The organism is Shewanella sediminis HAW-EB3, assembly GCF_000018025.1.
Classification (GTDB): domain Bacteria; phylum Pseudomonadota; class Gammaproteobacteria; order Enterobacterales; family Shewanellaceae; genus Shewanella; species Shewanella sediminis.
Map to the genome: position 1 here is coordinate 5,153,145 of NC_009831.1, position 22,609 is coordinate 5,175,753.

Sequence of the window (22,609 nt, forward strand, 5' to 3'; positions counted from 1 at the left end):
GTATCTCAAGCTTAAAGTTCAATTTTCTGTTACAAAATGAGTTACTAATCTGAATACGACGTGATTAGTAATTGGGTATCAGACTCAACACCGGCTCATCGAGCACGGCTAGTTGCTCTTTAAAAGAGAGGATCTGCTGCTCCCAATACTTCTCTTCCGCATACCAGGGAAAGTTCATCGGGAAGGCGGGGTCATCCCACCTTCGACTCAGCCAGGCATTATAATGCAGCATCCTCATCGCCCTTAAAGGCTCGATAAGGGTTAATTCACGGGTATCAAATTCACAAAACTCTTCATAGGCTTCGAGTAAGATCTCGAGCTGAAGTAATCGCTGTGACCGATCGCCGGTTAACATCATCCATAGGTCCTGAACTGCCGGACCGGTACGCGCATCATCGAGATCGACAAATCCCGGACCATCCGGCGTCCACAAGATATTACTGGGGTGAAGGTCACCATGGAGTCGGATCTGTTTATGGGGCTGCTTAAACCAGATCTCTTTGGACTTTTCTAATACCTGTTCCACGATAGTGAAATAGGGGACGACCAGCGATTGAGGGACATGGCCAGACTCCTTAAGCCAGAGCAAGGATTCGTCACCCAGCATTTGTGGATTAACCACGACTCTATGTTCAAACTTTGCCTGCTGTGAAAATTGATGAATACGGCCGATGAAACGTCCGGTCGCCTCTAACTGCTCCAGATTATCCACCTCAAATGATCGACCACCTATCGATGGAAACAGCGCGAATCTGAATCCCTGATAATGGTGCAGTGAACGCCCATCGATAATCATCGGCGTCGCGATGGGGATCTCCTCATCGACTAACGACTGTGAAAAGTCATGCTCCTCCTGGATCTGCTCATCGCTCCAGCGCTCTGGACGGTAGAACTTAACCACATAACGAACACCGTTATCACATCGAAACTGGTAGACACGGTTCTCATAACTATTAAGCGCCAATAAACCCGTTTCCGGGTATACACCCAGACTCTCAATCGCATCTAAGATCAGGTCTGGGGTTAACGCCCTAAAGTGAAAACCTGAACCTTGATTAACTTGACTCATATTTGAGACTCCAACAGGCCAGCTAAGTATTCCAGCACTTCAAATTCGTCATCGTTTTCAACCGATAACCAACAGATATCACCATAGAACTCATAGTTGAGCTGCATATGCGTACCTTCAAACTCCAGTAACCACTGATGTCTATCGGCTCCCCACTGTCGGTCTAATACACGCGAGTCGATGGCCTGAGCCAATGATTCGGCAAACTGCTCAAACTGCTCAAAATCAATAGCAGCCTGAATAGACAGACTCTTAGATTCCGGATTGAGCTGTAATGAATCTAACTTCATTAAATATGGTCTCTTTTTAATCTCTAAATAGGAAAACTAATAACTAAAAAGACTCGAGCATACTATCGCAAGTCAAGCCACCGTCCTCGGTAGCAACACACAAGTGACCGCATTGAAAGCTGCCAACACCTGAGTCACTTAACCTAATCAAGCCTTTTCCCTTGGCAATGCATTGCTCCGATGTCGCATAGTAGCCCGAAATATTTTCACTCAAGGTTACCGACTCGGGGATCTCTTTCGAGTCAGCATAATAAAACAGTGTCCACTGCGGATCTTGGGTACAAGCCATCAAGCTTGAAAGCGACAGAAACAACAATACCAACCAACGAAAACGCATAAACTCTCCACTCATTCACGAACTCAGCCCAATAAAAAAGGCGAAACTTAGTTCGCCTTATTTTACACCGCTTACGCTAATATACCTAAATCACTTAGATTCGCTTGAGTATATTAACTATCTACCGAATTACTTCGCCGCTTTGGCCTTGGCCTTTTCTATTCGGATTATTCGCCCTTCGAAACCGGTAACGGTACCGTCGAGCACACCATATTCGATCGCCTTCAGGCAAACGCCAATGGCACTGTCGAACCGGCCATTATCATTGAGAAGTGTAGATAGATGCATGAAGCCCACCCCCTTCTCCGAAGATGGTGATTCGAGTTCTGCAAATACCGATAGGTATTCGGCCGTTAATCCCGCCCCATATGCGCTGTACTCAGGTTGTTTGCGTTGCTTATAACATTCAGCAATCGCCCCCAATAAAGCCTGATGTTTAACAGCTTTCCCGGTAGAGCCTCGATAATCTGACAGGGCTTGAGATAACTTAGCATTCGCCCAAGATTCATCTGTGGCAACCACAGGAGTTTCCTCCACGGCTGGCTCTGGCTCTGGCTCTGGCTCTGGCTCTGGCTCTGGCTCTGGCTCTGGCTCTGGCTCTGGCTCTGGCTCTGGCTCTGGCTCTGGCTCTGGCTCTGGCTCTGGCTCTGGCTCTGGCTCTGGCTCTGGCTCTGGCTCTGGCTCTGCAGGAGTATCGGCCTCAGGTTCACTCTTTACAACCTCAGCCTGTACCTTAGTCGCTTCTTTAGTCTCGAAGCTGATCCCCTCGTCTGCCGGAGTGGAGACTTCCTCCACCTCGGCAACTTCAACCTTTTCCGCCTTAGCCGCGTCCTCAGAAAAGGCATGGCTCTCATCCTGAATATCTTCGGCTGAAGCGCTGTCGAAAATCTCTTTTTCAACAGGAGTATTCAAATCCTGTTGCAGTTCCTCTTCGGCCAGTCGCTGAGCTCGTTTATATAGATAAACCCCTAAAGCAACTAGCAAAATAATGGCTATATATTTCATTGTCGTCCACCAGTGATTGACTTTAATCCATAATACCTGACCGACTCATTAACGCGAGTTTCAGACCACCTCAAAAACAGCTGAGTAAGACAGTGATTGAATGAGTCGGTATAAATAATCAGGCTATATCTATTTCATCTGTATATGTACAGATAGTAACCGATATTATTAATTCATTCTCTTGCTTTAAATCAAGTATTTATATCTCTTTTTCAAATAGGTATCAAAATAAAACGACTTTTATGCCGATTTCGTCCTTGTGACAAGCCTTCCACTCCATAAATCTGAATTTTGCTACACTGCATTTTTTCAGATATCGACAGCAAAGATGCAAAATATTCTCATCGTAGCCCATGAAAGCCCCTATGGAAGTGAAAAACTTTTTAATGCCTTACGTATAGCTATAGCGCTCAAAGAGCAGGAAACTGAAGTTATTAATTTAAAAATATTTTTAATGTCAGATGCAGTCTATGGCGCTGTGAAAAACCAGGTTACACCAGATCTGAGTTATAACATCCAGCAGATGTTGGACATTCTGATTGCACAGAGTGTCCCGGTATCCTTATGTAAAACCTGTACCAATGGACGCGGAGTTTCGCAAGAGATGCTTATCGAGGGGGCAAACATAGGCACCTTAGGCAAGCTAACTCAATGGACGCTGGATGCGACTAAGATTATGCATATATAGAGCTTGTTTACTATGAGCCACTCAGGCGATTTTCATGGTAATGCCAAACTACTGGCTGGATATATCCTCCTCCCCTTTTTTGTGCACATCTTCATACTTTACACATTCAATTTTGTTTCCTGTTGAGCCAAGCGCTAAAGTACCTTAGTAATTTACTAGGGTATTAGGCGCCTGACCTATTTAAAGCTTTAAACTTAAACGCTAAAATAGTACCCATAATATATTTATAGTTTCAGTTAGAAAATTAGGTGTTGGAGAATAATAATGGCAGAGCATGAACTACTCAGTGGCAAATTATTACGTGAGTACAACACCATCCTTGCTATGGTTGAGATCTACTGTAAAGCGCATCATCAAAGTAAGGCGTCGGAGTGTCAGGAGTGTCAGGAATTTCTCGAGTACGCCCACACACGCTTAGACAGATGTCCCTATGGTCAGATTAAACCTACCTGTAATAAATGCCCGGTACATTGCTACAAGCCTCATATGAAGGCAAAGGCGAGAGAGATCATGGTTTTTTCGGGGCCTAAGATGCTGCTGCCACACCCCATCATGGCTATTCGGCACCTGTTTTCTGAACGGACCCCTGTACCTGAGACGGTACCGGTCGAATTTTCTAATCGACATATTCGAAAAAACAGAAAAAATCACGCCTAATCAGGCGTGGGATATTAAGCCAACAACTGCTCTAATCTAAGATGACATTAGAGCAACTCTCCCCTGTTAAGTACTTAACTCACCGATAACTCAGATTGCCATTTTGAGCAGGCTTGTGTGACATGCTTAAAATTTATTCTATATCTCTTGCATCCGGGTATCTCTTGCCATGACAATGAGTTGTTATGAATGAATTAAGCACCTTTCTCACTCAAGGTTATTGGTGGTTGTCTCTGCTCGGCGGTATTCACTGTATCGGGTTGGGTCTTTATATTCGCTATATTTACAGAGACAGCAGTGGTAATCACAAGCTACTGGCTGGTCTATTTAGTCTGATGGCACTCTATTTTTTTACCGGTATGCTTAACCGGGATAACTCCCCGGCACCGATACATTTGCTCTTTACCTTAATCATTCCAGTCTATTTTCTCCTTATGCCTCTGCTTTATCTTTATTGCTATCGCAGCCTGCATAATATTCGTGTCCCCATAAGCCTATCTAAACACTTTTATCTCCCAATTCTGATCGCCATTGTCATCTTTGTCGTATCACTATTAAGTTATGACTTCACTCCCGATGGAGAGTTATTACAGAACAGTGCCGGCCCTGGCCTCAGGGATTTCAAAATAGGGGCCGCTTTACCCGCACTGCTTAGTCTGCAGACCGGTTTCTATTTCATACTCATCATTCAGATGCTGAGAAAGTATCGGGGGCGTTCAGGCAGGGTACATCAAGAAAGCTTAAAGGATATTAAGTTCCGCTGGCTGTTAGTGCTCACTCTGGCCATGATGAGCAATTGGCTGGTACGTACCGTCTTAGTCATCTTGCCATTTTATATGGGCGACCAAATCTCTGAGGTCACCCAGGCATTTACCCGATTAATACTGCTGTTGACCGTCTATCTGCTCGCCCTCTATGGACTTCAACAAATAACCAAGGCGGCCTACTTACGGGGGCGGTTTATACGTCAATCCGAGCAAGATCCTGCGAGGACTAAAGCCAGTAGTCAGCTCCTCAACTCCGAAGAGCTCAACTACCTGCAACAGTTGATGCAGGAGGATAAAAAGCACAATTAACGCAATTAGCTGACACGACGGGAGTCGACCTAAGCCTTGGTTTCATAACCCTGTAAGAAACACCTTACCGCCTGCACTGAGTATTGCATCATCTCTTCATCGGACGGGATATCCACGCCCAGCACCACATCCTGAAAATAGTTTCCTCTTAGCAAGCCCATAAGCTGAGAGCTTGTCAACTCAGGCTCCTCAAGATCTATTTTTCCCTGTTGCGCCTGGCTCTGTAAAAATTCGCTGAGTCTGTCATAGAAACGATGGGGACCACGGGATAAGAAGAATTCAACCAGCTCTTTATCGCGGCGCGCTTCTCCCACTATGATGCGATACATTTCGATGATGGGCTGCGAGCATAATGCCCTGAGATAATCGTAACCGAACAGAGCCAGCTGCTCCGACAGGTCAGATTCACTCTCCGGATCAAATTGAAACACGTTACCAACCTCTTCGGTACAGCTGGTAATAACCTGAATCAGTATTCCTCTCTTGCAACCGAAGTAGCTATAGAGCGTCTGTTTCGAGCCGCCACAGAGATCGATGATCTGATCTAAACTGGTCTCGGCGTAACCTTGTTCAAAAAATAGCTTAGTCGCTACCTCTATGATTTTTTGTTGCTTTTTCAACGTGGATGGACGCATTCCAGTACCTCTTATTCTAAGTCTCAATTAAAACAGTTCTGCGCATTTCATGCAATTTATGCCCGGACTTTCGCCTCCAAATACCCGCCCACCAACCGCTACCGGCACCCGCCATAAACACTATTTCTGAGCCAGTGGTGAAAAAATAACTTGATCTATTTATAACAAATCACTTATCGTACTGTCCAGTACGGTACAGTAAATATGTTTGAGAGAGGTATCATGAATACAAAAATTAAGGCGCTCGTTATTGCGGTGGCACTGTTAACCACCACAGGTGCCACCGTTAACACCTTTATGCCCAACGCCGATAGTATCAAGACTGACAATGCTTACGTTCATGGCGAGATCACTCAGATAAGCGCCGAAGCCTCAGGGCGGATCACCGAGATTTTTGTCACCGACAATCAACTCGTTCAAGCCGGAGACCTTCTGGCCACAATCGATCCACGGGATTACCTTGCTCGTCGGGATCAAGCCAAAGCGGCCCAATCCATGGCCACAGCGTCTTTAGAGAACAACCGTAGCCGAACCGAGTTGCAGCGGGTCAAGATCGACGAAACGGCAGCCTACCTGGAGGTCGCCCGTGCAACCTATGAACTGGAACAAAGAGAGTTGCGACGCTATTCAAAACTGGTTAAAACCGGAGCTGTCAGCAAGACGCTTCATGATGCCCAAACCAATAAGGCAAGGATTGCCGACGCCAACCTGGAGGCGGCGCAGCTCAAACTTACAGCCGCAAAACATCAGCTCATCACTTTACAAACCGAGCGCTCACAAATTGTCGCACAAGAGCAGCAAACCCGTGCAGCGCTGGAGCTGAGGGAGCTCGAATTACAAGACACGCAAATATTGGCTCCCATTACGGGTCTTGTGGGTAATCGCTCGCTACAGCTTGGTAAATTCGTCAAAGCAGGCTCCGGAGTGCTGGCCATAGTGCCCATCGATAATTTATGGGTGCAGGCCAATTACAAGGAGACTCAGCTGACTCATATAAAACCCGGCCAAGAGGTAGAAGTATTATTGGACATGTTCCCCGGCACTGAGTTTAAAGGCAGAGTAACCAGTACCTCCCCCTCTACCGGAGCCCAATTCAGCCTGCTTCCACCCGATAACGCCACCGGTAACTTCGTTAAGGTGGTTCAACGCGTGCCGGTAAAGATCCAACTCGAGATCCCCGGAGAACTTCAGGGGCGTGTCGTACCGGGACTTTCTGCAGAAGTGACCATAAATACCGAAAGTGACTCCGGCGTGCTTGAGCAGGAGGGATAAGTGATGAGCCGCCGTCACGAACTTATACTACTGGTCACCCTGGCCATGATCCCCTTCGGTATCACCTCGGCAGTTTATAATGCCAGCGCAGCCGAGATAGCGGGCGCGCTCGGGTTATCTGCCGACGATACCTCCTGGTTGAACATTTTCTATATTTTGACACAGCTGCTCCTCCTGCCACTCGCTTCCTGGCTGGTATATCGTATCGGTGCCACAGCAGTGCTTGCCGGTGGCGCCATATTTGGTCTGGGCAGCACTCTGATACTGGGGTTTACCACTGAGGTGGCGGCGCACTTTCTGGCCTGGGCCGGATTGGGAGTGGCTGCCAGTGCCATGCTGGTTGCGGTACAGGTACTTGTGCTACGCAACCTATCCCTCAGGGATATTGCACTGGCCGAAGGCTGCATGATGCTGATGACGACTCTGTTACCTATGGGGGTTTACCCCTGGATATTTGCGGAACTGGCCGAAAGTGGGCTCTGGCAGCTGTTATTCGCCGCTCAAACCAGCCTATATGTCATCTTGCTGGCCTGGCTATGGATGCGCCCCTTCCATGGCGAAGACAAGGTGCTCCCCGTCAGATTCAATCTGCTTCAGGCAAGCCTCATGGCCGGGGCCATCACGGGAGCGGTTCTGTTACTGATGCGTGGCCAATTCTATAACTGGTTTGACAGCCAGATCGTCATTAATCTGGCCCTGAGCACTATAGCCCTCTCACTTCTGTGTGTACTGGCCATCAAGAAGCACTGGGGACGGGGCGAATTTATCCGCTCCGATGTGTTAAGCCCCAATAAGAACAAGGTCTCCATGTACAATGCCGCCCTCGCCGGATTCGCCGTACTGGGCACCTCTATGCTGATTGGTGTTTATCTTGGCAGTGTACTTAATTACAGCCATAGCGAGCAGGGATGGGTTCAGCTGCCCGCCTTCGCTAGCATGTTCCTGGGGCTCCTGGTCAGTATCTGGGTCAGCAATCACCCGAAAATAAAGGCCGATGCAGTGGTTCCCGTCGGCGTCTTGCTGATCGTGCTTTCCAGCATCTCCCTCGCCAGCAGCAATGCGGCAAGCGGTGCCAGCGACCTGCTACCGGCGCTGATATTGCGCGGTTTCGGGGTCGGCTTGCTCAATGTGACGGTATCCATCTCTATTCTTTCCAGCTTTAAGAGAGAACATATCTCCCAGGGCGTAGGTTACTTCTATCTGTTTCGCACCTTAGGCGGCTTAGGCGGTATGGCGCTCTTCTCTCGCATGATGAGCCAGGAGGCTTCGGGAGTGCTGAATGTACTGGGGGAAAACTTTAATCCGGACAACCCGGCCTTCATCCGACAACAATCAGCCATGGTTGAGGTGCTCAACAACGGGATGCTGGAGGCAACTCAGGCTCGGGTCGCTCACCTGCTTGCAGGTCAGCTACAAACCCAAACCGCAGCGGTCGCCGGAGGCAATAACTTTCACTGGTTTATCGTCTCCCTTTTCATCCTCGCCCCGGTCTTGATTATCGGCAAAAAGTGGGCGGCTAAAAAAACCTGAACCAGGAGTACACCATGCCAGGGGTAAGTCTACTGCCCCTAAGGCCAGACTCTTGAAAACCAGCCATAGCACGCTCTTTACTCAGGGCGCACTCAATGACCCGATAACGGCAGGTAAGACTAGCTGTTTTAACTCTTTTCAGCATCACGAAAAATACTAATTGTCGTAGCAATGAGGAGGAAGTTTGCGCTAATGTATTGAGCCAAATAGTTATGATACCAATCGGCATAAGATTTTACTTCGAGCTGAGTGTCAGGGGTTCAACATCAACAATAAAAATGAGAGGGATGAAGATGGGAAGGGCAAATAAACTCACCGTGTTGGCCATGATTTCGGCCGGACTTTTTTTAGGTGGCTCGGCAAACGCGTTAGCCTCGCAGCGAACTCATCAAATCACCACCGATGATTTTTTCGATATTGGGGGGATGAGTAGCGTACAGTTAAGCCCCGACGGAAAACAGGCCGTCTGGCTCGAGACGCGTTGGGATAAAGAGCTGGATAAATCCCAGCGAGACCTATGGCAGGTTAACACCAAAAACAAAAAAACCACTCGCCTAACCTTCACCAACGAGAGTGAGTCCAGCCCACAGTGGAGCGGCGATGGTCAGTATATCTACTATATTGGCAAGGTGACCCATGAAGACAAGAAAGCCCCTTACAATGGTAAGAGCCAGGTCTTTCGTATCAACCGAGATGGCGGCGATGCCGTGCCCGTGACCAAAGAGGTTGAGGGGGTCAGTTCATTTTCACTCAGTCCCGATGGTAATACCCTCTATTTCTTAGGCAGCAAGACGGTCAAAGATAAAGATGAGTGGGCGTCTATGCGTGCAGGCCACAGCGCGCCTAAATACGCCCATGGCGAAAGAAAAACCAACCCACTGTATAAGCTAGATCTCCAGCATTTCAAACAGCAACTCATTCTGGATGATGACAAAGTCGTATGGAATTTCAGTGTCAGCGATGATGGCAGTAAAGTTGCCCGAATCACGACATCAGATAACGAGCTGGTCAACCTCGAGGGTTGGTCTGATATCGAAATTTATAATACCCGGAGCAAGAGCAACGAGGTTCTGGAAGATACGGCATGGCGCGAACAGGCTCCATCGCCCTATGGCTGGCTACTCGGACTCGATTGGCACTCAGATAACCAACAGCTCGCCTTTCGTATCGACTTCGATGGCCATCCGGGCAAGCTGTTCGTCTCCAATACTAAGACCAAGTCACTGACCGAAGTGACGCGTATCGATGATGTGACGCTAAACTCGTCAGATATTCACTGGCGCCCAAACAGTGATGAGCTCTGCTACCGCGGCGCCGATCACGCCAGGGTGAAACTCTTCTGTACTGAGGTCGAAGACGGCAAACAGGGAGATACCAGAGCAGTCGTGAATGGCGATCTGGTGATCGGTAGCTACAGCTTCAGCCACAATGGCAAGAAGTTGGCATTTAGCCATAATGGGCTGGACCACTTCTCAGAGATGTTCATTGCCGATGCCAATAGCAAGCGCGCCAAGTTTAAGCGCATCACCAATATCAATCCTCAGGTCGATAGCTGGATACTACCGCAAATATCCGTCGTAAAATGGAAGGCCCCCGATGGCAGCACAGTCGAAGGTATCTTAGATCTTCCGGCGGGATATAAGAAAGAGGATGGCCCACTGCCATTAATCGTGCAGATCCATGGCGGTCCTACCTCCGCTACACCTTATGCCCTGCAACACAGATCCTACGGCCGCTCTACATTTACAGCAAATGGCTGGGCTCTGCTGTCACCCAACTATCGTGGCTCGACCGGTTATGGCGATAAGTTCCTCACCGAACTCGTGGGTCAGGAACATGTCATCGAGGTCAATGACATCATGGCCGGTGTCGACCATCTGATCGACGAAGGTATTGTCGATGGCGATAAGATGGCCGTCATGGGATGGAGCAACGGCGGCTATCTCACTAATGCTTTGATCAGTACCAATGAGCGCTTCAAGGCGGCAAGTTCCGGCGCCGGAGTGTTCGATCAACGCCTGCAGTGGATGCTGGAAGATACACCTGGCCACGTGGTCAACTTCATGGAAGGTCTCCCCTGGGAGAAGCCAGATGCTTACACTCATGGCTCTTCACTCACCCACGCAGATAAGATTAAAACACCAACGCTTATCCATATAGGTGAGAATGATCAACGCGTTCCAGTCGGACATGCTCAGGGTCTATATCGTGCACTCAAACATTACCTCAATGTACCGGTAGAGTTGATCGTTTATCCGGGCGAAGGTCATGGACTGAGTAAGTACCAACACAGAAAAGCTAAGATGGAGTGGGACCAGAAATGGTTCAACCACTACGTCCTCGGCAAAGCTATCGATTAATGCTGTCTTCATCGGTTCACTGAACCTAAGCTGACAAGTAGATAAAAAAGCGCTAAAACCGGCGCTTTTTTCATTTCCGGCCATTCATTTATTACACTTTGATGCGTATGCTAATCGTACTAAGTTTTATGAAACGGAGTCCAAAATGAAAAAGTTCATCTCAGCCATCTCTATCGCAACCTGTTTTATCGCCACGATTTTCGCGACCCAGGTTGCCGCTGCCGATGACAGTTACTCTGAAACTATTGCGAATTTTAAACAAGCCAGTGACACCCATAAATTTTTCAATAACGCCTATGGATACGCCCTATTTCCTACCGTAGGAAAAGGTGGGTTCGGCATAGGTGCCGCCTACGGTAAAGGGCGGGTTTATAAAGGTAACAGCTATACGGGTGATACCAGCCTCTCTCAGCTATCTCTTGGCTTTCAGATTGGCGGCCAGGCCTACAGCGAGATAATCTTCTTTAAAGATGCCAAAGCTTATAACGAGTTTACCAGTGGCAGCTTCGAATTTGGCGCTCAGGCCTCCGCCGTAGCGATAACCATAGGCGCTAACGCCCAGGCCGGAACCACAGGAAATTCCAGCAGCGCAGGCAAGGCTGCGGCAAAAGCGGCCTATATCAACGGCATGGCGGTATACACCTTAGCCAAGGGTGGCCTGATGTTTGAAGCAGCCCTTGCGGGACAGTCATTTACCTTCGAAGAGAAGTAGATACAGAAGGTTCTAGGTCCTAGAACCCAGGGAATCGAACCTTCTTCTATTTTGTTGTCGGATAACGCCCGGAGTGAAAGTGTGCCAAAATTGTTGCGAAGCGAAAATAGCACGCGTTCACGAATCGCTCTTAAAGCGTTTGTTAGGCGAGTGATTCCGACAAGCTAATAGGACAACGCATTTTTAATGAACAACTCAACTTCTGATGGTTGAATAACTTCCTCTGCATCTTCAGCATCAGCTATAACAATCGATATTGTATCTAACGCTTTAAGTAACTTTTTACTTGAAGTCCATTCGGTGTTCCATAAACCGTGAGATTTACCATCAACTATTTGGCATATTGGCTCTTCACTTGCGAATTCAACACCAACACTTTTGGGTTTGATAACCCTTTGCAACCAAAGTTCTAGATAACCGTTATATGGTATGCGAGACATTTTACTACGAACTTTTTCCCACAAATCTTTCTTTTGCTCTGGTACAGCAAGTGAAATCAAGTGGCTTAAGATACCAGCAACAGCTGGGAACGTTGCTGGAGACACGAACGCAATATCAGTAGCAATCGCGACTTGAACCTCAAGATCATCAGGAGCCTCTTTTTGTTGGACTACCGATGAATGAAACTCACTGACAAGTCTCTTCAGAGCACCACTATTGGGATATTTAATACCAAATGAATGTAAGCGAAGAAGCTGCTTTTGGATTGTTTTTGCATTTGCTACGCCTAAATCCTGAAGTTCAATACCCGCTAATTTATCCGGTTTAATTGACCCCGAGACTACATTTGAACTAAGAAAGGTTTTAGCTACTCCGAGTTTCATACCCACCACTCTCAATTTATCACTAATGATTTTGAGAATTTCTTCGGACTTATCATTACTATTTGAAAATATTCGATAGTCGTCTCGATAGCGAAGTATCTTGAAGTCTGTAAAAGTATTTAATTCTTCGCTGATAAGCTCATCAACATAGCCTAGAACCATTTCTGCTATCAAGTCCATCAAGGCAGAGCCTTGAGGGATACCATTTGTCTGCCCTGCTCGACTAGATTGAATATGAAAGTCGATAGCATTACCCAGTAATGACTTGTCTTTCTTCTTTTCTTTAGCTACTTGCCTGCCATGAAGGGCCCAAACAATGCTATGCGTATATATTGAGCCATAGCAATCCGTCACATCCGTGTGCAGAACATTGGTGCACTCCAAAGAGTACATTAGTGATTTTTGTTCTACAGCTTGCCACCAGTTTTTGACTTGTGCAGCCTGATCTTTATCTGTGTCTTGCGATAGGACTGGTAGGCTACAGCATTCAATAATACTGGACTCAAACTCTTTGAAGCGTTTGACAATAAAAGCCCAATTTTCTTCTTTGCAAACAACATCGAGTAAGGCTACATAAATAATTGGGTGGATGAGCTCATATGGACGCCAAGATAGCTTGCCATCTTTGTTGGTAATGAGGTTATAGTTAACGTCATCACAATCTGAAGGAGATTTCCCGTTTTTAAACTGACTAAATGGTCTACCATTGAGCTCCGAATCGACTTTCTCCAGTACTGGTGCGAAGCTAATGTAATTAGGCAGGTCACCATTAAAATAGCTACTATCTTTGAGAAAATGCTGCTTAGCCTCTTCACTCGTCAATTCTAATAATTGCTTCATATATGTAACCTCATAATACATACCCAAACTCAAACAACACGCCTAACGTCTTATTCAATAGCAGCACGATAACGTTCTTGGCTGCTTGCTCAGCTAGGTAAAACTACCACCTACAACTCATTGCTGCAAAAGGAATTTTCCCTATCTCATAAAGAAAAACATTCAGAACGGTCCGGTAAAGAGATGTGTGGAGGGTTTATGAGGTCTGCATAAGATTTTACTGGGTTGCACAACAAGCTGATATTTAGCGGATAAAGGCTAATCGAAGAGACAAAATCCCCCAGTGTAGATGCAGCTGCGAGCTTCCAAAACAGGGACGTTTTGGCAGAGCCCACAGGGATGTGCTAGTGGCGACTCGCAGAAGCATCTGCACACACCTCGCCGGACAGGCGTTAAACTACATTGAAGGTAAGACCTTCGAACACTTCCAAACATAAAAACCAGCCGAGTGAACGAAGGTAAAAATGTAATCAGCCTTCATTCGAAGGCGAGCTACTCATGTCCCCAAGGTGTTGGCGGCAGCGCCACGGGTTTAGTCAGATCGAAATCCACCCTGAAATCACGCTCTTCACGAGTCAGCCTATAAGTGAACTCGGTTGGCTTGATATACATATGCCACACATTAGTGATAGACACATCTAAGCCATTTTCTCTGAAGTTGTTGATAGAGTATGCATCAACTGGGAAAGACTGCTCAGTCTCACTGCCCATATCCGATGTCATGCCACCATACATGGTCACCTTGTCTTCCGTGCCGTCTTGATGACGATGATCATGAGCCAGATGCAAACCATACTTAGTCTTGGTGATAACCCAGGTCCGGGAGTGGTCATTACCCACATGGAATGGCACCTTAAGCTCGCTGTCACTGCACTCACGCACATGCATTATCAGTGATTTCCCACGAAACGCCGAGTCAGCACTGTTGCCGGCGGTGACGCTTCCCTCAAATGCCTTACCACAGTGCGCTGCGATACTATCGAAAAAGGCATCCTGCTCCGATGTCGTTGCCGACACAGGCAGTGAGAGCATGGTTGCCACAGCAGCCAACAGGCCAAACCTTGAGTATTTTATTGTTTTCATTATCTTCTCCGTCAATTTGACTATCTGTCAATTCATAGCGATTTGTATCACAACCCAAAGAGACTAGCACAGAGAGATAAATTAAAACTGAATACTCTTTAACGACTAAAAAATGAGCGACTCAACAGCTTATCTGACGCTTTGGTTCAATGAGCTTACTGGATAGAGATTGATACAGAGTGTGATGTTATTAAAAAAACCTCTACAACAAACGTTCTAGAGGCAACCAAATATGATGATGTGGTTAGGTGTGGTTAGATGAACTTGGAATGCTTGTTAACAACCTTTAGTGGCACGATCCATTTTGTGCCCCTTCAAAGTCGTTGTCTCATTGCCGGTAAACCTGCAATGAGTATGTCAATAATGATTAAAACTAAGCTGACTATAAGTTTGAGATATGACTATCTGCAACGAGTCCCCCTCACTGACAGCTCTGAGGGGGGCTCCTTTTATCAACCGTTATGCCTTCTCTACACGTACCGGCACACCGTGACGACAGTTGGCACCGGTCCAGTAGTCGTTGAGCATGCTGGCCTTGGTTTTACGGGTTGGATCAGACGGTATCATCTGGTTGATTGCGACTCCTCCCGCACGTTCCTTAAGTCCGGGCACTGACTTGCCATTGATGACTCGATTGTCAGCTCCGAAGCCTTGTGAATGTCCAAACCCATGGGATACACACACAGCACCTTTAGCAACACCCGAATCGGTCTGCAACAGACCAACGGCAGGCTTGCCATTCGCAGTTATCAGCTTCACGCTATCGCCGTCGCTTAAGCCCTGCTCATTGGCTGTGTCTAGGTTCATATAGACATAGTTAGTAGGACTAATTTCGGCGATACGCTTATAGGCCACCGCATAGTTAGAGCGCACTGTCGCCTTGTAGCTTGAGAACAACAGAGGGTACTCAGACTTAGGCCAATGGCTCTCCCAGGTATCTCCATTCCAGAACTTATGTTCCTGATAGGTGATAGTGCCAGGATAACGCTCTCCGGAGTACGCATGACGCAAGTGTGTTACTGCTTCATGATAGATCTGCAGACACTTAGCCCCCGCCCCCTTGATGAACTCACCGTCATAACGATCATCCGCCACATAGTAACCACCTCGAGACAATAGAGACTCGACCTGACTCGTTTCGGTTGGGGTCAGTCTTGGTGTCAGTGGCTTCATCGCATAATCCAGCCCGGCCCACTCTCTGTCCTCAGCCGTCACCTTAGGCAGGTCTTCACACTGAGCCGCAACGTTGGCCAGATACTTAGCATGCCAATCTTCGAAACATAGCAGATCTGATTGATGGCCATCCGCGTGAGCGATAGCACCTTTACCGAAGCCTGGTAGCTTCATCTCCAGGGCGATATCGATCAACAGCTGTTCCATACACACATGCTGACCACGTTCGTTTTTAACTGTTCTGGGTGTGACCAATGGCGATGCCGCAACGATGCCCAGCATATGTGAGCCCCACATACGATCCGCCGCATACTCTTCCAGCATTGAGCGATCCGGAATGAAATAATCCGCATAACGGTTAGTCTCATTCATGTGACAGTCGATGCCGACAATTAACGGCAGACGCTTAGGATCGGCGATGCTCGCCACAACTTCCTGGCTGATCGATGCCGCACTATAGAGGAAGTTGTTACGCCAGTTGAACAGCACCTTGGCCCGATATGGGTCGGCGTTAGCATGACTGGTCCACTGCTCTGCCGCGTTCATGGCCGGCAGTGCTTCGTGCCATGGCGTGCTGGCTGGATAAGGATTTTGCCCCTTGGCAACCTTCTGCTTATATTCGGTTGAAGACTCGTAGGCACCATCACGACAGGCATTGACTACGCCATCTAAACTGACACCATCGGCGATATTAGCCAGATCGTAGCGCCCTTCCATGCCGCCGATAGGTCCGTTACCATAGCTCGCGCCACCTTTAGCGTCGTGGGATCCGACTAAGGTATTTAACGTTGCCCAGATCCAACCCATCACGAAGCCATCGGAGGAGTTAGTACCGCCGTTACCCGCGATACAGGCCTTACGGCCATAATGGCCCAGGTCTTTCGCCACCTGACGCATATCTTCGACAGCTATCCCCGATTGCTCGGCATAGACCTTCATGCTGGTGCGCTGTGCTTCTTCGCGAAGCAGAGACAGGGAGGAGACCAGCTTAACCCTGCGGCCCTTACTGTCTTTAAGCGTTTTACTGACAAACAGCTCAGCCTTGTCACCCGATTCGGCAGACACCAGGGTCTGACTACCCGACTTGATGATTAACGCTTCATCACCACCGAGACCGAAATCAGCCGCTTTCGCAAATCCTTTGTAGTTAGGATGCTTAGGATCCATCACCACCAAGTGTCCGGCATTGGTATAGTTAAGCTCGCCCGCCGCCTTCGCCGCCTTCTCACTTGCCCCTTCGAGATGGACCTTGTTGAACAACCCCTCTTCGAGCATGGTGCGAATAACACCGAAGGAGAACGCCGCATCCTGGCCCGGTTTAACCGCTAACCACTTGGCATTGGTATCTGCAGCAACTGTGGTACGCAGTAGTGGATCGACGCACACATATTTAAACTTTCTATCGACCCGGCTATCGGCAAGTCCACGACCGGCCCGGTTGAGACTGTTACCCGATGACCCCGGGCTGGTGCCCATAAACAGGCCATATTCGACATTTTCCCAATCGACATCGTTGAGCCACTCTTCGAAGTCCGGCGACATACCCAGAGAAAAACCCGTCACCTGCGCCGCGCCACAATAGGCGTGTTTAGTGCCTAAGTTGCTGGTACCCCATGATTGCTGCATAAAGCGTGCATAGAAACTGCCGCGCAGCGTATCTTCGGCGCAGAAGGTAGCAAACAAGTGGTTAGCCGCTGTGCCAAACTCCGGGTATCCGGGTTTAACTTGCTTATCGAGCTGGCGTACCGCCCTTAAGCCCTCAACGTGGCCTTCGCCAAACAGATCCCCACCGTTTACGATCTCTGATAGTGCCTGCTCATAGCTGATAGTGACCCACTTGCCTTCGCCACGCTTGCCCGCACGCTTAAGCACCTGCGTCACACGGCGTTCATCATCGACCGAATCGGCACAACTTGCTCCCTTCGCACAGGTAGTGGCACGGTTTTCGAGTCCGGCCTCACCCGCCAAGGCAACATAGCTTTGCTTCACTGCCGTATCAATCGGCAATGGAGCGCCAGAGTTGTTCTCACAATAGGGGTTACCACCGACTTTCAGAACCTTGTCATTGGCTTCGTCGATACGTACCCGCAGGCCGCAGATGTTGTAGCAGCTAAAGCAGCGTGAATAAGCGGTACGAATGCCTGGCGTTCTCTGCCACTGGCCGTCACTGCCCTGCTGACACTCAGGAGGAATTGGGTGACCGAAATGTGCCACATCCTGGCTACGTTTAGGCCCATTGGTATGCCCTTTATCGCCACAAGCGACTGTCGCAGCGCCGGCAACAGAAACGATACCCGCTCGGGTTAAAAATTTACGTCTGTCCATCATCTGCTCCTAGCGTTGCCATTCGAGGAAGTTAAGCGACAAGATCTCTTGATCATCTGCCTGCTCGGGTAAACCGATATAAAAAATATTGGGCTTAGTGCCCGACTCAGAGAGCATGGCATATACCTTATTGTCTCTGACTAACTGAGAAACCTTACTCTTCGGATCATTAAGATCGCCGAAACTTCTGGCCTCACCGATGCAAGTCTCTACACAGGCAGGAAGCAGACCCGCTGAAACGCGATGAATACAGAAGTTACATTTTTCGGGAGGAGTTTCTAAGGTTTCATCTTTGCGTCTTGCGCCATAAGGGCAGGCGTCGACACAGAGCTGGCAATGAATGCACTCTTCGTGGTCGATAACCACGATGCCATCTTCTTCACGCTTATAAGTCGCCTCAACGGGACAGACATATACACAGGCAGGGTTATCACATTGATTACACTGATTAGGTACGGCCAGAGTCGCAAAGCTATCACCTTGCTCTATACAGGCTTGATTGACACGAGTTCTGCCTCTTCCCGCCTCAGTCTGATTTTCCATGGCACAGGATACGGTGCAAGATAAACAGCCGGTACAGCGGCGCACATCAAACACCATGGCCAAGCGTTTTCCTGGAGTCTTAGCTTGCAGCTGTGCACTAGGTACGATTGCAAGCATGGCGCCGCCGGCCGCCATTTTTAATATGGAACGTCTATCTAACATACATTTCCCTTAAATATGAGAGTAAAAAGCGTTCGCCTTTACTCCATACATTTATAGAAGTCTTATTATTAAAATACACGTAACTAGAATTAATATATAACACAAGACATATTTAAAGAGTCACAATTAAATAAAGATCACATTTACAAAATAAATTGAAATACTTTGAAATAAAAACGGCATAAGGTATTTGTGAACTAGGGAGTTATTCTTGCATTGGGTCACATCTAAAAAATAAATATAAAAATGGTGAAATTTTTTTAAACTTAACATTTATGCAAACTATATAGGGGAACGACCACAACACCAATTTATCGATAAAAAACAAATAGATGGCTGAACATGGAACATTGGTACCAGAAGTTTTAAACCTTTCATAACAACAACTTACAAACATAGAAATATTCAACTGTAAATATCGACATCTGAATTTTGCAATTATTAATAATTGCAATTCGGGAGTTGCATCAAAGTTCTAATAATACCCATATTAAAACTGTGACATATAACACTGAATACTATTCAACATATATAGATGATACTCACACCAACTAATAACAAGCCATGCATCATGAATAAAATTGATCAACTTAATTACAATCAATTAAAAGTATTTATTGCTATATACGAGCATGGACAAAGTCATCAAGCTGCAAATGAATTAGGCATGACAGCTTCCGGCGTAAGTAGAACATTAAAAATACTACGGGATATATTTAAAGATTCACTCTTTATACGCCGCACTTCCGGTTTTATCGCCACCGAAAAAACACATCAGTTAATTCCAATGGCTAAAGCCTTAGTTGCACAGTATCAAAAAATAGAAATGCAGCATTCAGTTTTCACTCCCGCAGAGTCAGGAGGCCAGTATACGATTCACGCTTACGATGAATTTGTCTACGCCGTCCAAAAAGTGATACGCAATGACATCCTATTGGAAGCGCCTAACTTACGTTTCGATGTTCGCGTACTCACCCATGATTGCAGTACCGAGCTTGCCAATGGTGATATGGATTTTGTCGTAGTCTATGAAGGCTTCAACGGCAAGAACCTTAATTACGAGATGTTTGCCGAAACCGACAGCTTATACCTCTTGGTTAACAACGAACATCCCATTCTCACTCAGGAGCTCACACTAGAGAATATTTCCAATTACTCCTGTCTTGAGATCGATAATTATGACGATCTTAGCTGTCCCTTGCTGGTGAACCTTTGCCGCGAAAAAGGGCTTTCCCCCATGGAGGTGGAAGGTTATACCGACAGCCTGGCTTCGGCTATCAGACTTCTCAGCGAATCAGATGCTATCACTTTGAGCTGTAATCAGTTTACCCGGCAGTTCGTCAAGATGATCCCTAAGATTCAATGTCTGAAATTGCCCGAAGATCTCGCGCAGCAATGCCGTATCCGTCGCCGGGAAAACCGTGAAATTGGTAACTATGTCCTGTATGGAGACACCAATAATTCCGCCGCCTTCAACTGGGTCAAATCCAAATTAATCTGCGGATTAGAGAGAGAGTGGCGAGTCGCAAGTGAAGAGCAATAAATTTAACTATGCCGTGGAAAGATAGCTTGGTCTCCCTGCAAGCTGACAGCTTTTTTTCCCTGGCAGATCCACTTTAACAAGGAGCTTTAAAATATAAACACATAGATGTGAGTCGTAAATGTGAGCAGTAAAAAAGCAAGAGATGATACTTAAAAGCTACGCCAGAAGCAGGTATCACACATTGCTTAAATTATAAAAAATGATCGAACTTTGCAGATGAAAATAAGTAGTGAAAAACACTACCAAGATGGGGAACACATATGAAGATTAACAGACGCACATTCCTGCAGGGAGTCGGAGCCAGCTCGGTTGTTGGCTCTCTCTCAGGCTTGATGCCCGGCATTGCCAGTGCTACGGAACAACGTGGCGGCGCGCCTGATAAGTTACTCAAGCGTGAAGGTAAAATTGTATATCACACTTGTCAGCGTAACTGTGCAGACCGATGCTTACTTAAATTTACCGTACAAAATGGTCGTATGACCTATGTTGAAGGTGCTTCAGAGATGAAGAAGATGGGCACCTCTCCATGCGTTAAAGGTCATGCTTATGTGCAGTACACCTATGCAGCAGACCGTATCTTACATCCGATGGAACGTGCGGGTGAAAAGGGCGAAGGCAAATGGCGTCGTATCTCATGGGATGAAGCCTATGCAAAGATCAGCGCTCGCTTAAAAACGATCATTAAAGAACATGGCGCCGATTCGATTCTGCCATACAGCTACTCGGGTCATGAAGGTGTTATCGGTAAATACGGCGGACCAAGCCGCTTCTTCAACGCCGTTGGTGCACGTAAACTCGACCGTAAGGTTTGTGTATTCGCCGCCTATGAAGGTCTTAAATCTGTGACCGGTACTTACCAAGGTCCAGATCCATACGACAATATCTACACCAACTGTTATATCTCTTGGGGTCAGAACGAAACGGCAACTAACGTTCACGGCATCAAGTTCATCAACCAGGCGCGCGACAAAGGTGCAAAGTTATTGGTAGTGAACCCAATACGTACGCCTATCGCGTCTCAGGCTGATATCTGGTTACAGCCAAAACCAAGTACAGATACCCATCTTGCTACCGGTATCATGAAGTACCTGATTGAAAACAATTTAGCCGATACTAAGTTTATCGAAGCTAATACTATTGGTTACCAAGACCTGCTTAAACGTATAGACGAAATGAGCTACGACGAAATTGAGCGAGTCACAGGCGTACCAAGAGAGAAGATGTTCAAGTTCGCCAAGGTCTACGGTGAGTCAGAGCTATCTGTACTGCGTCTGGGTTATGGTATGCAGCGTAACTACAACGGTGCACGTATGTCTCGCGCTATCGCGATGATGCACGCCGTTGCGGGTCAGTACGGTAAGATTGGTAACGGTTTCGTTTACGATAACACCCAAGCCGATGACAGCTTAAACTACTCTAAGGGTCGTGCCGACCATATCCATCCACATGGCGATACGGTAGGTCATGTGAACATGACGGAGATCGCCAAGGCGATTCACCCGACTAACCCGACTGCCTATGGCAAACCAATCAAGCCTATCAAGGCGGTGATTAACTACAATGGTAACTTCGTCTCTGTTGCTCCAGATTCGAATGCCTGTCGTCGCGGCGCGATGCGTGACGATCTGTTCTTAGTCGTTCATGATTTCTTGATGACAGATACGGCCGAGTTAGCAGATATCATCGTACCGTCAACTACACAGTTCGAGTTCCCTGATATGGGTACCGATTACAACTGTTACCACATGCAAACGTCTGAGAAAGTGATTGAGCCTTTAGGTGAATCTAAAGATAACTGGATCTTCTTCAAAGAGTTAGCCGCTCATATGGGACTGGATCATCACCCAGAGATGCGTGTCGATTATGAACAGATTCTTCGTGATTTCTTAGACACCGAAGAGCCAGCGTTCAGACACAACAACATCACTTACGAGCAGATCATCGAAGAGAAGTTCGTCACCGTTTACGATCAACGTCCTTACTTCGGTGATGGCAAGTATAAGACTGACAGTGGCAAGATTGAGTTTTATTCTCAGATGATGATTGACGCCGGTTACCATCCAGTTCTTGACTTTGGACTGCCGGAAGATGAGATGATCCCGGAAGAGAAAAACTTGCCTTTCCGCATGTTATCTCCTGCGATCCCTCAACGTGCCAACAGCTCTTTCTACAACGTGAAGTATATTCGTAACTTCCCTGCCTATTTCGCCAAGGTCAATAACGAAGATGCCAAAGAGCTTGGGATTAAGAATAATGACAGAGTCAGACTCAGTAACCACCGTGGTGAAGCTTTCTTCATCGCACAGGTTTCGAGTCAGGTTGGCCGCGGCACCGTGATGGCGCCCAAGAACAACTGGCGCCGCATGGACCCACAGGGCAAAGCCAGTTGTACCAACAACCTCACCACCGACAAGTTAACCGATATGGGCGGGTGCTCTGCCTACCATTCGACTAATGTCGCGATAGAAAAAGCCTAAGGAGTAAA

18 protein-coding genes are annotated in these 22,609 nt (G+C 47.3%); 9 read left to right on the forward strand and 9 right to left on the reverse strand.

Translation table 11 applies throughout. The features are described 5' to 3' along the window. Positions 1-64: 64 nt before the first annotated feature. From SSED_RS21870 to SSED_RS24710, 4 genes are all read right to left on the reverse strand, one after another. Positions 65-1,069 carry a serine/threonine protein kinase gene (locus SSED_RS21870; protein ID WP_012144527.1) on the reverse strand — a complete coding sequence of 335 codons (1,005 nt, stop codon included), beginning with the start codon at positions 1,067-1,069 and terminating at the stop codon, positions 65-67. Next, positions 1,066-1,359, reverse strand: coding sequence for a DUF3630 family protein (locus SSED_RS21875; protein ID WP_012144528.1), 294 nt, complete (start codon positions 1,357-1,359; stop codon positions 1,066-1,068). Before SSED_RS21875 ends, SSED_RS21870 begins: the two co-directional genes overlap by 4 nt. A 43-nt stretch (positions 1,360-1,402) precedes the next feature. Further along, a complete protein-coding gene (locus tag SSED_RS21880; protein WP_041421854.1) occupies positions 1,403-1,696 on the reverse strand; it encodes a hypothetical protein in 294 nt (97 codons plus the stop codon). Positions 1,697-1,825: 129 nt separating this feature from the next. Further along, positions 1,826-2,701: a hypothetical protein gene (locus SSED_RS24710; RefSeq protein ID WP_012144530.1), complete on the reverse strand. Its 876-nt coding sequence runs from the start codon at positions 2,699-2,701 to the stop codon at positions 1,826-1,828. A 328-nt stretch (positions 2,702-3,029) separates the two neighbouring features. Here SSED_RS24710 and SSED_RS21890 point away from each other — a divergent pair, with 328 nt between their 5' ends. The 3 genes from SSED_RS21890 to SSED_RS21900 all read left to right on the forward strand — a co-directional run bounded on the left by SSED_RS21890 (position 3,030) and on the right by SSED_RS21900 (position 5,122). Next, on the forward strand, positions 3,030-3,389 hold the full coding sequence (locus SSED_RS21890) for a DsrE/DsrF/TusD sulfur relay family protein (RefSeq protein WP_012144531.1): 360 nt from the start codon (positions 3,030-3,032) through the stop codon (positions 3,387-3,389). A gap of 264 nt (positions 3,390-3,653) precedes the next feature. After that, complete coding sequence (locus SSED_RS21895) at positions 3,654-4,046, forward strand: nitrous oxide-stimulated promoter family protein (protein ID WP_012144532.1); 393 nt, start codon at positions 3,654-3,656, stop codon at positions 4,044-4,046. Between the two features lie 185 nt (positions 4,047-4,231). Beyond that, complete coding sequence (locus SSED_RS21900; RefSeq protein WP_012144533.1) at positions 4,232-5,122, forward strand: hypothetical protein; 891 nt, start codon at positions 4,232-4,234, stop codon at positions 5,120-5,122. 29 nt (positions 5,123-5,151) lie between these two features. On the opposite strand, the gene SSED_RS21905 is transcribed toward SSED_RS21900, so the two are convergent. Beyond that, positions 5,152-5,757 carry a TetR/AcrR family transcriptional regulator gene (locus SSED_RS21905; RefSeq protein ID WP_012144534.1) on the reverse strand — a complete coding sequence of 202 codons (606 nt, stop codon included), beginning with the start codon at positions 5,755-5,757 and terminating at the stop codon, positions 5,152-5,154. A 222-nt stretch (positions 5,758-5,979) separates the two neighbouring features. On the opposite strand from SSED_RS21905, the gene SSED_RS21910 reads away from it, so the two are divergent. From SSED_RS21910 to SSED_RS21925, 4 genes are all read left to right on the forward strand, one after another. After that, complete coding sequence (locus SSED_RS21910) at positions 5,980-7,029, forward strand: HlyD family secretion protein (protein ID WP_041421855.1); 1,050 nt, start codon at positions 5,980-5,982, stop codon at positions 7,027-7,029. A gap of 3 nt (positions 7,030-7,032) precedes the next feature. After that, positions 7,033-8,559 carry an MFS transporter gene (locus SSED_RS21915; RefSeq protein ID WP_012144536.1) on the forward strand — a complete coding sequence of 509 codons (1,527 nt, stop codon included), beginning with the start codon at positions 7,033-7,035 and terminating at the stop codon, positions 8,557-8,559. A 293-nt stretch (positions 8,560-8,852) separates the two neighbouring features. Beyond that, the gene (locus SSED_RS21920; RefSeq protein ID WP_012144537.1) at positions 8,853-10,919 is read left to right on the forward strand and encodes a S9 family peptidase; all 2,067 of its coding nucleotides are present in this window, start codon (positions 8,853-8,855) and stop codon (positions 10,917-10,919) included. A 145-nt stretch (positions 10,920-11,064) separates the two neighbouring features. After that, complete coding sequence (locus SSED_RS21925; protein ID WP_012144538.1) at positions 11,065-11,631, forward strand: lipid-binding SYLF domain-containing protein; 567 nt, start codon at positions 11,065-11,067, stop codon at positions 11,629-11,631. Between the two features lie 164 nt (positions 11,632-11,795). Here SSED_RS21925 and SSED_RS21930 read toward each other — a convergent pair whose 3' ends face one another. The 4 genes from SSED_RS21930 to SSED_RS21945 form a co-directional block, all read right to left on the reverse strand. Next, the gene (locus tag SSED_RS21930; protein ID WP_012144539.1) at positions 11,796-13,295 is read right to left on the reverse strand and encodes an RNA-directed DNA polymerase; all 1,500 of its coding nucleotides are present in this window, start codon (positions 13,293-13,295) and stop codon (positions 11,796-11,798) included. Between the two features lie 492 nt (positions 13,296-13,787). Then, the gene (locus SSED_RS21935) at positions 13,788-14,378 is read right to left on the reverse strand and encodes a hypothetical protein (RefSeq protein ID WP_012144540.1); all 591 of its coding nucleotides are present in this window, start codon (positions 14,376-14,378) and stop codon (positions 13,788-13,790) included. Positions 14,379-14,837: 459 nt separating this feature from the next. Then, positions 14,838-17,876: a molybdopterin-dependent oxidoreductase gene (locus tag SSED_RS21940; protein WP_012144541.1), complete on the reverse strand. Its 3,039-nt coding sequence runs from the start codon at positions 17,874-17,876 to the stop codon at positions 14,838-14,840. A gap of 9 nt (positions 17,877-17,885) precedes the next feature. Further along, positions 17,886-18,581 (reverse strand): 4Fe-4S dicluster domain-containing protein, encoded by a 696-nt coding sequence (locus SSED_RS21945; RefSeq protein ID WP_012144542.1) that lies wholly within the window; start codon positions 18,579-18,581, stop codon positions 17,886-17,888. A 571-nt stretch (positions 18,582-19,152) separates the two neighbouring features. On the opposite strand from SSED_RS21945, the gene SSED_RS21950 reads away from it, so the two are divergent. Further along, positions 19,153-20,124 carry a LysR family transcriptional regulator gene (locus SSED_RS21950; protein WP_041421856.1) on the forward strand — a complete coding sequence of 324 codons (972 nt, stop codon included), beginning with the start codon at positions 19,153-19,155 and terminating at the stop codon, positions 20,122-20,124. A gap of 260 nt (positions 20,125-20,384) precedes the next feature. Further along, complete coding sequence (locus tag SSED_RS21955; protein WP_012144544.1) at positions 20,385-22,601, forward strand: molybdopterin-dependent oxidoreductase; 2,217 nt, start codon at positions 20,385-20,387, stop codon at positions 22,599-22,601. Positions 22,602-22,609 lie beyond the last annotated feature (8 nt).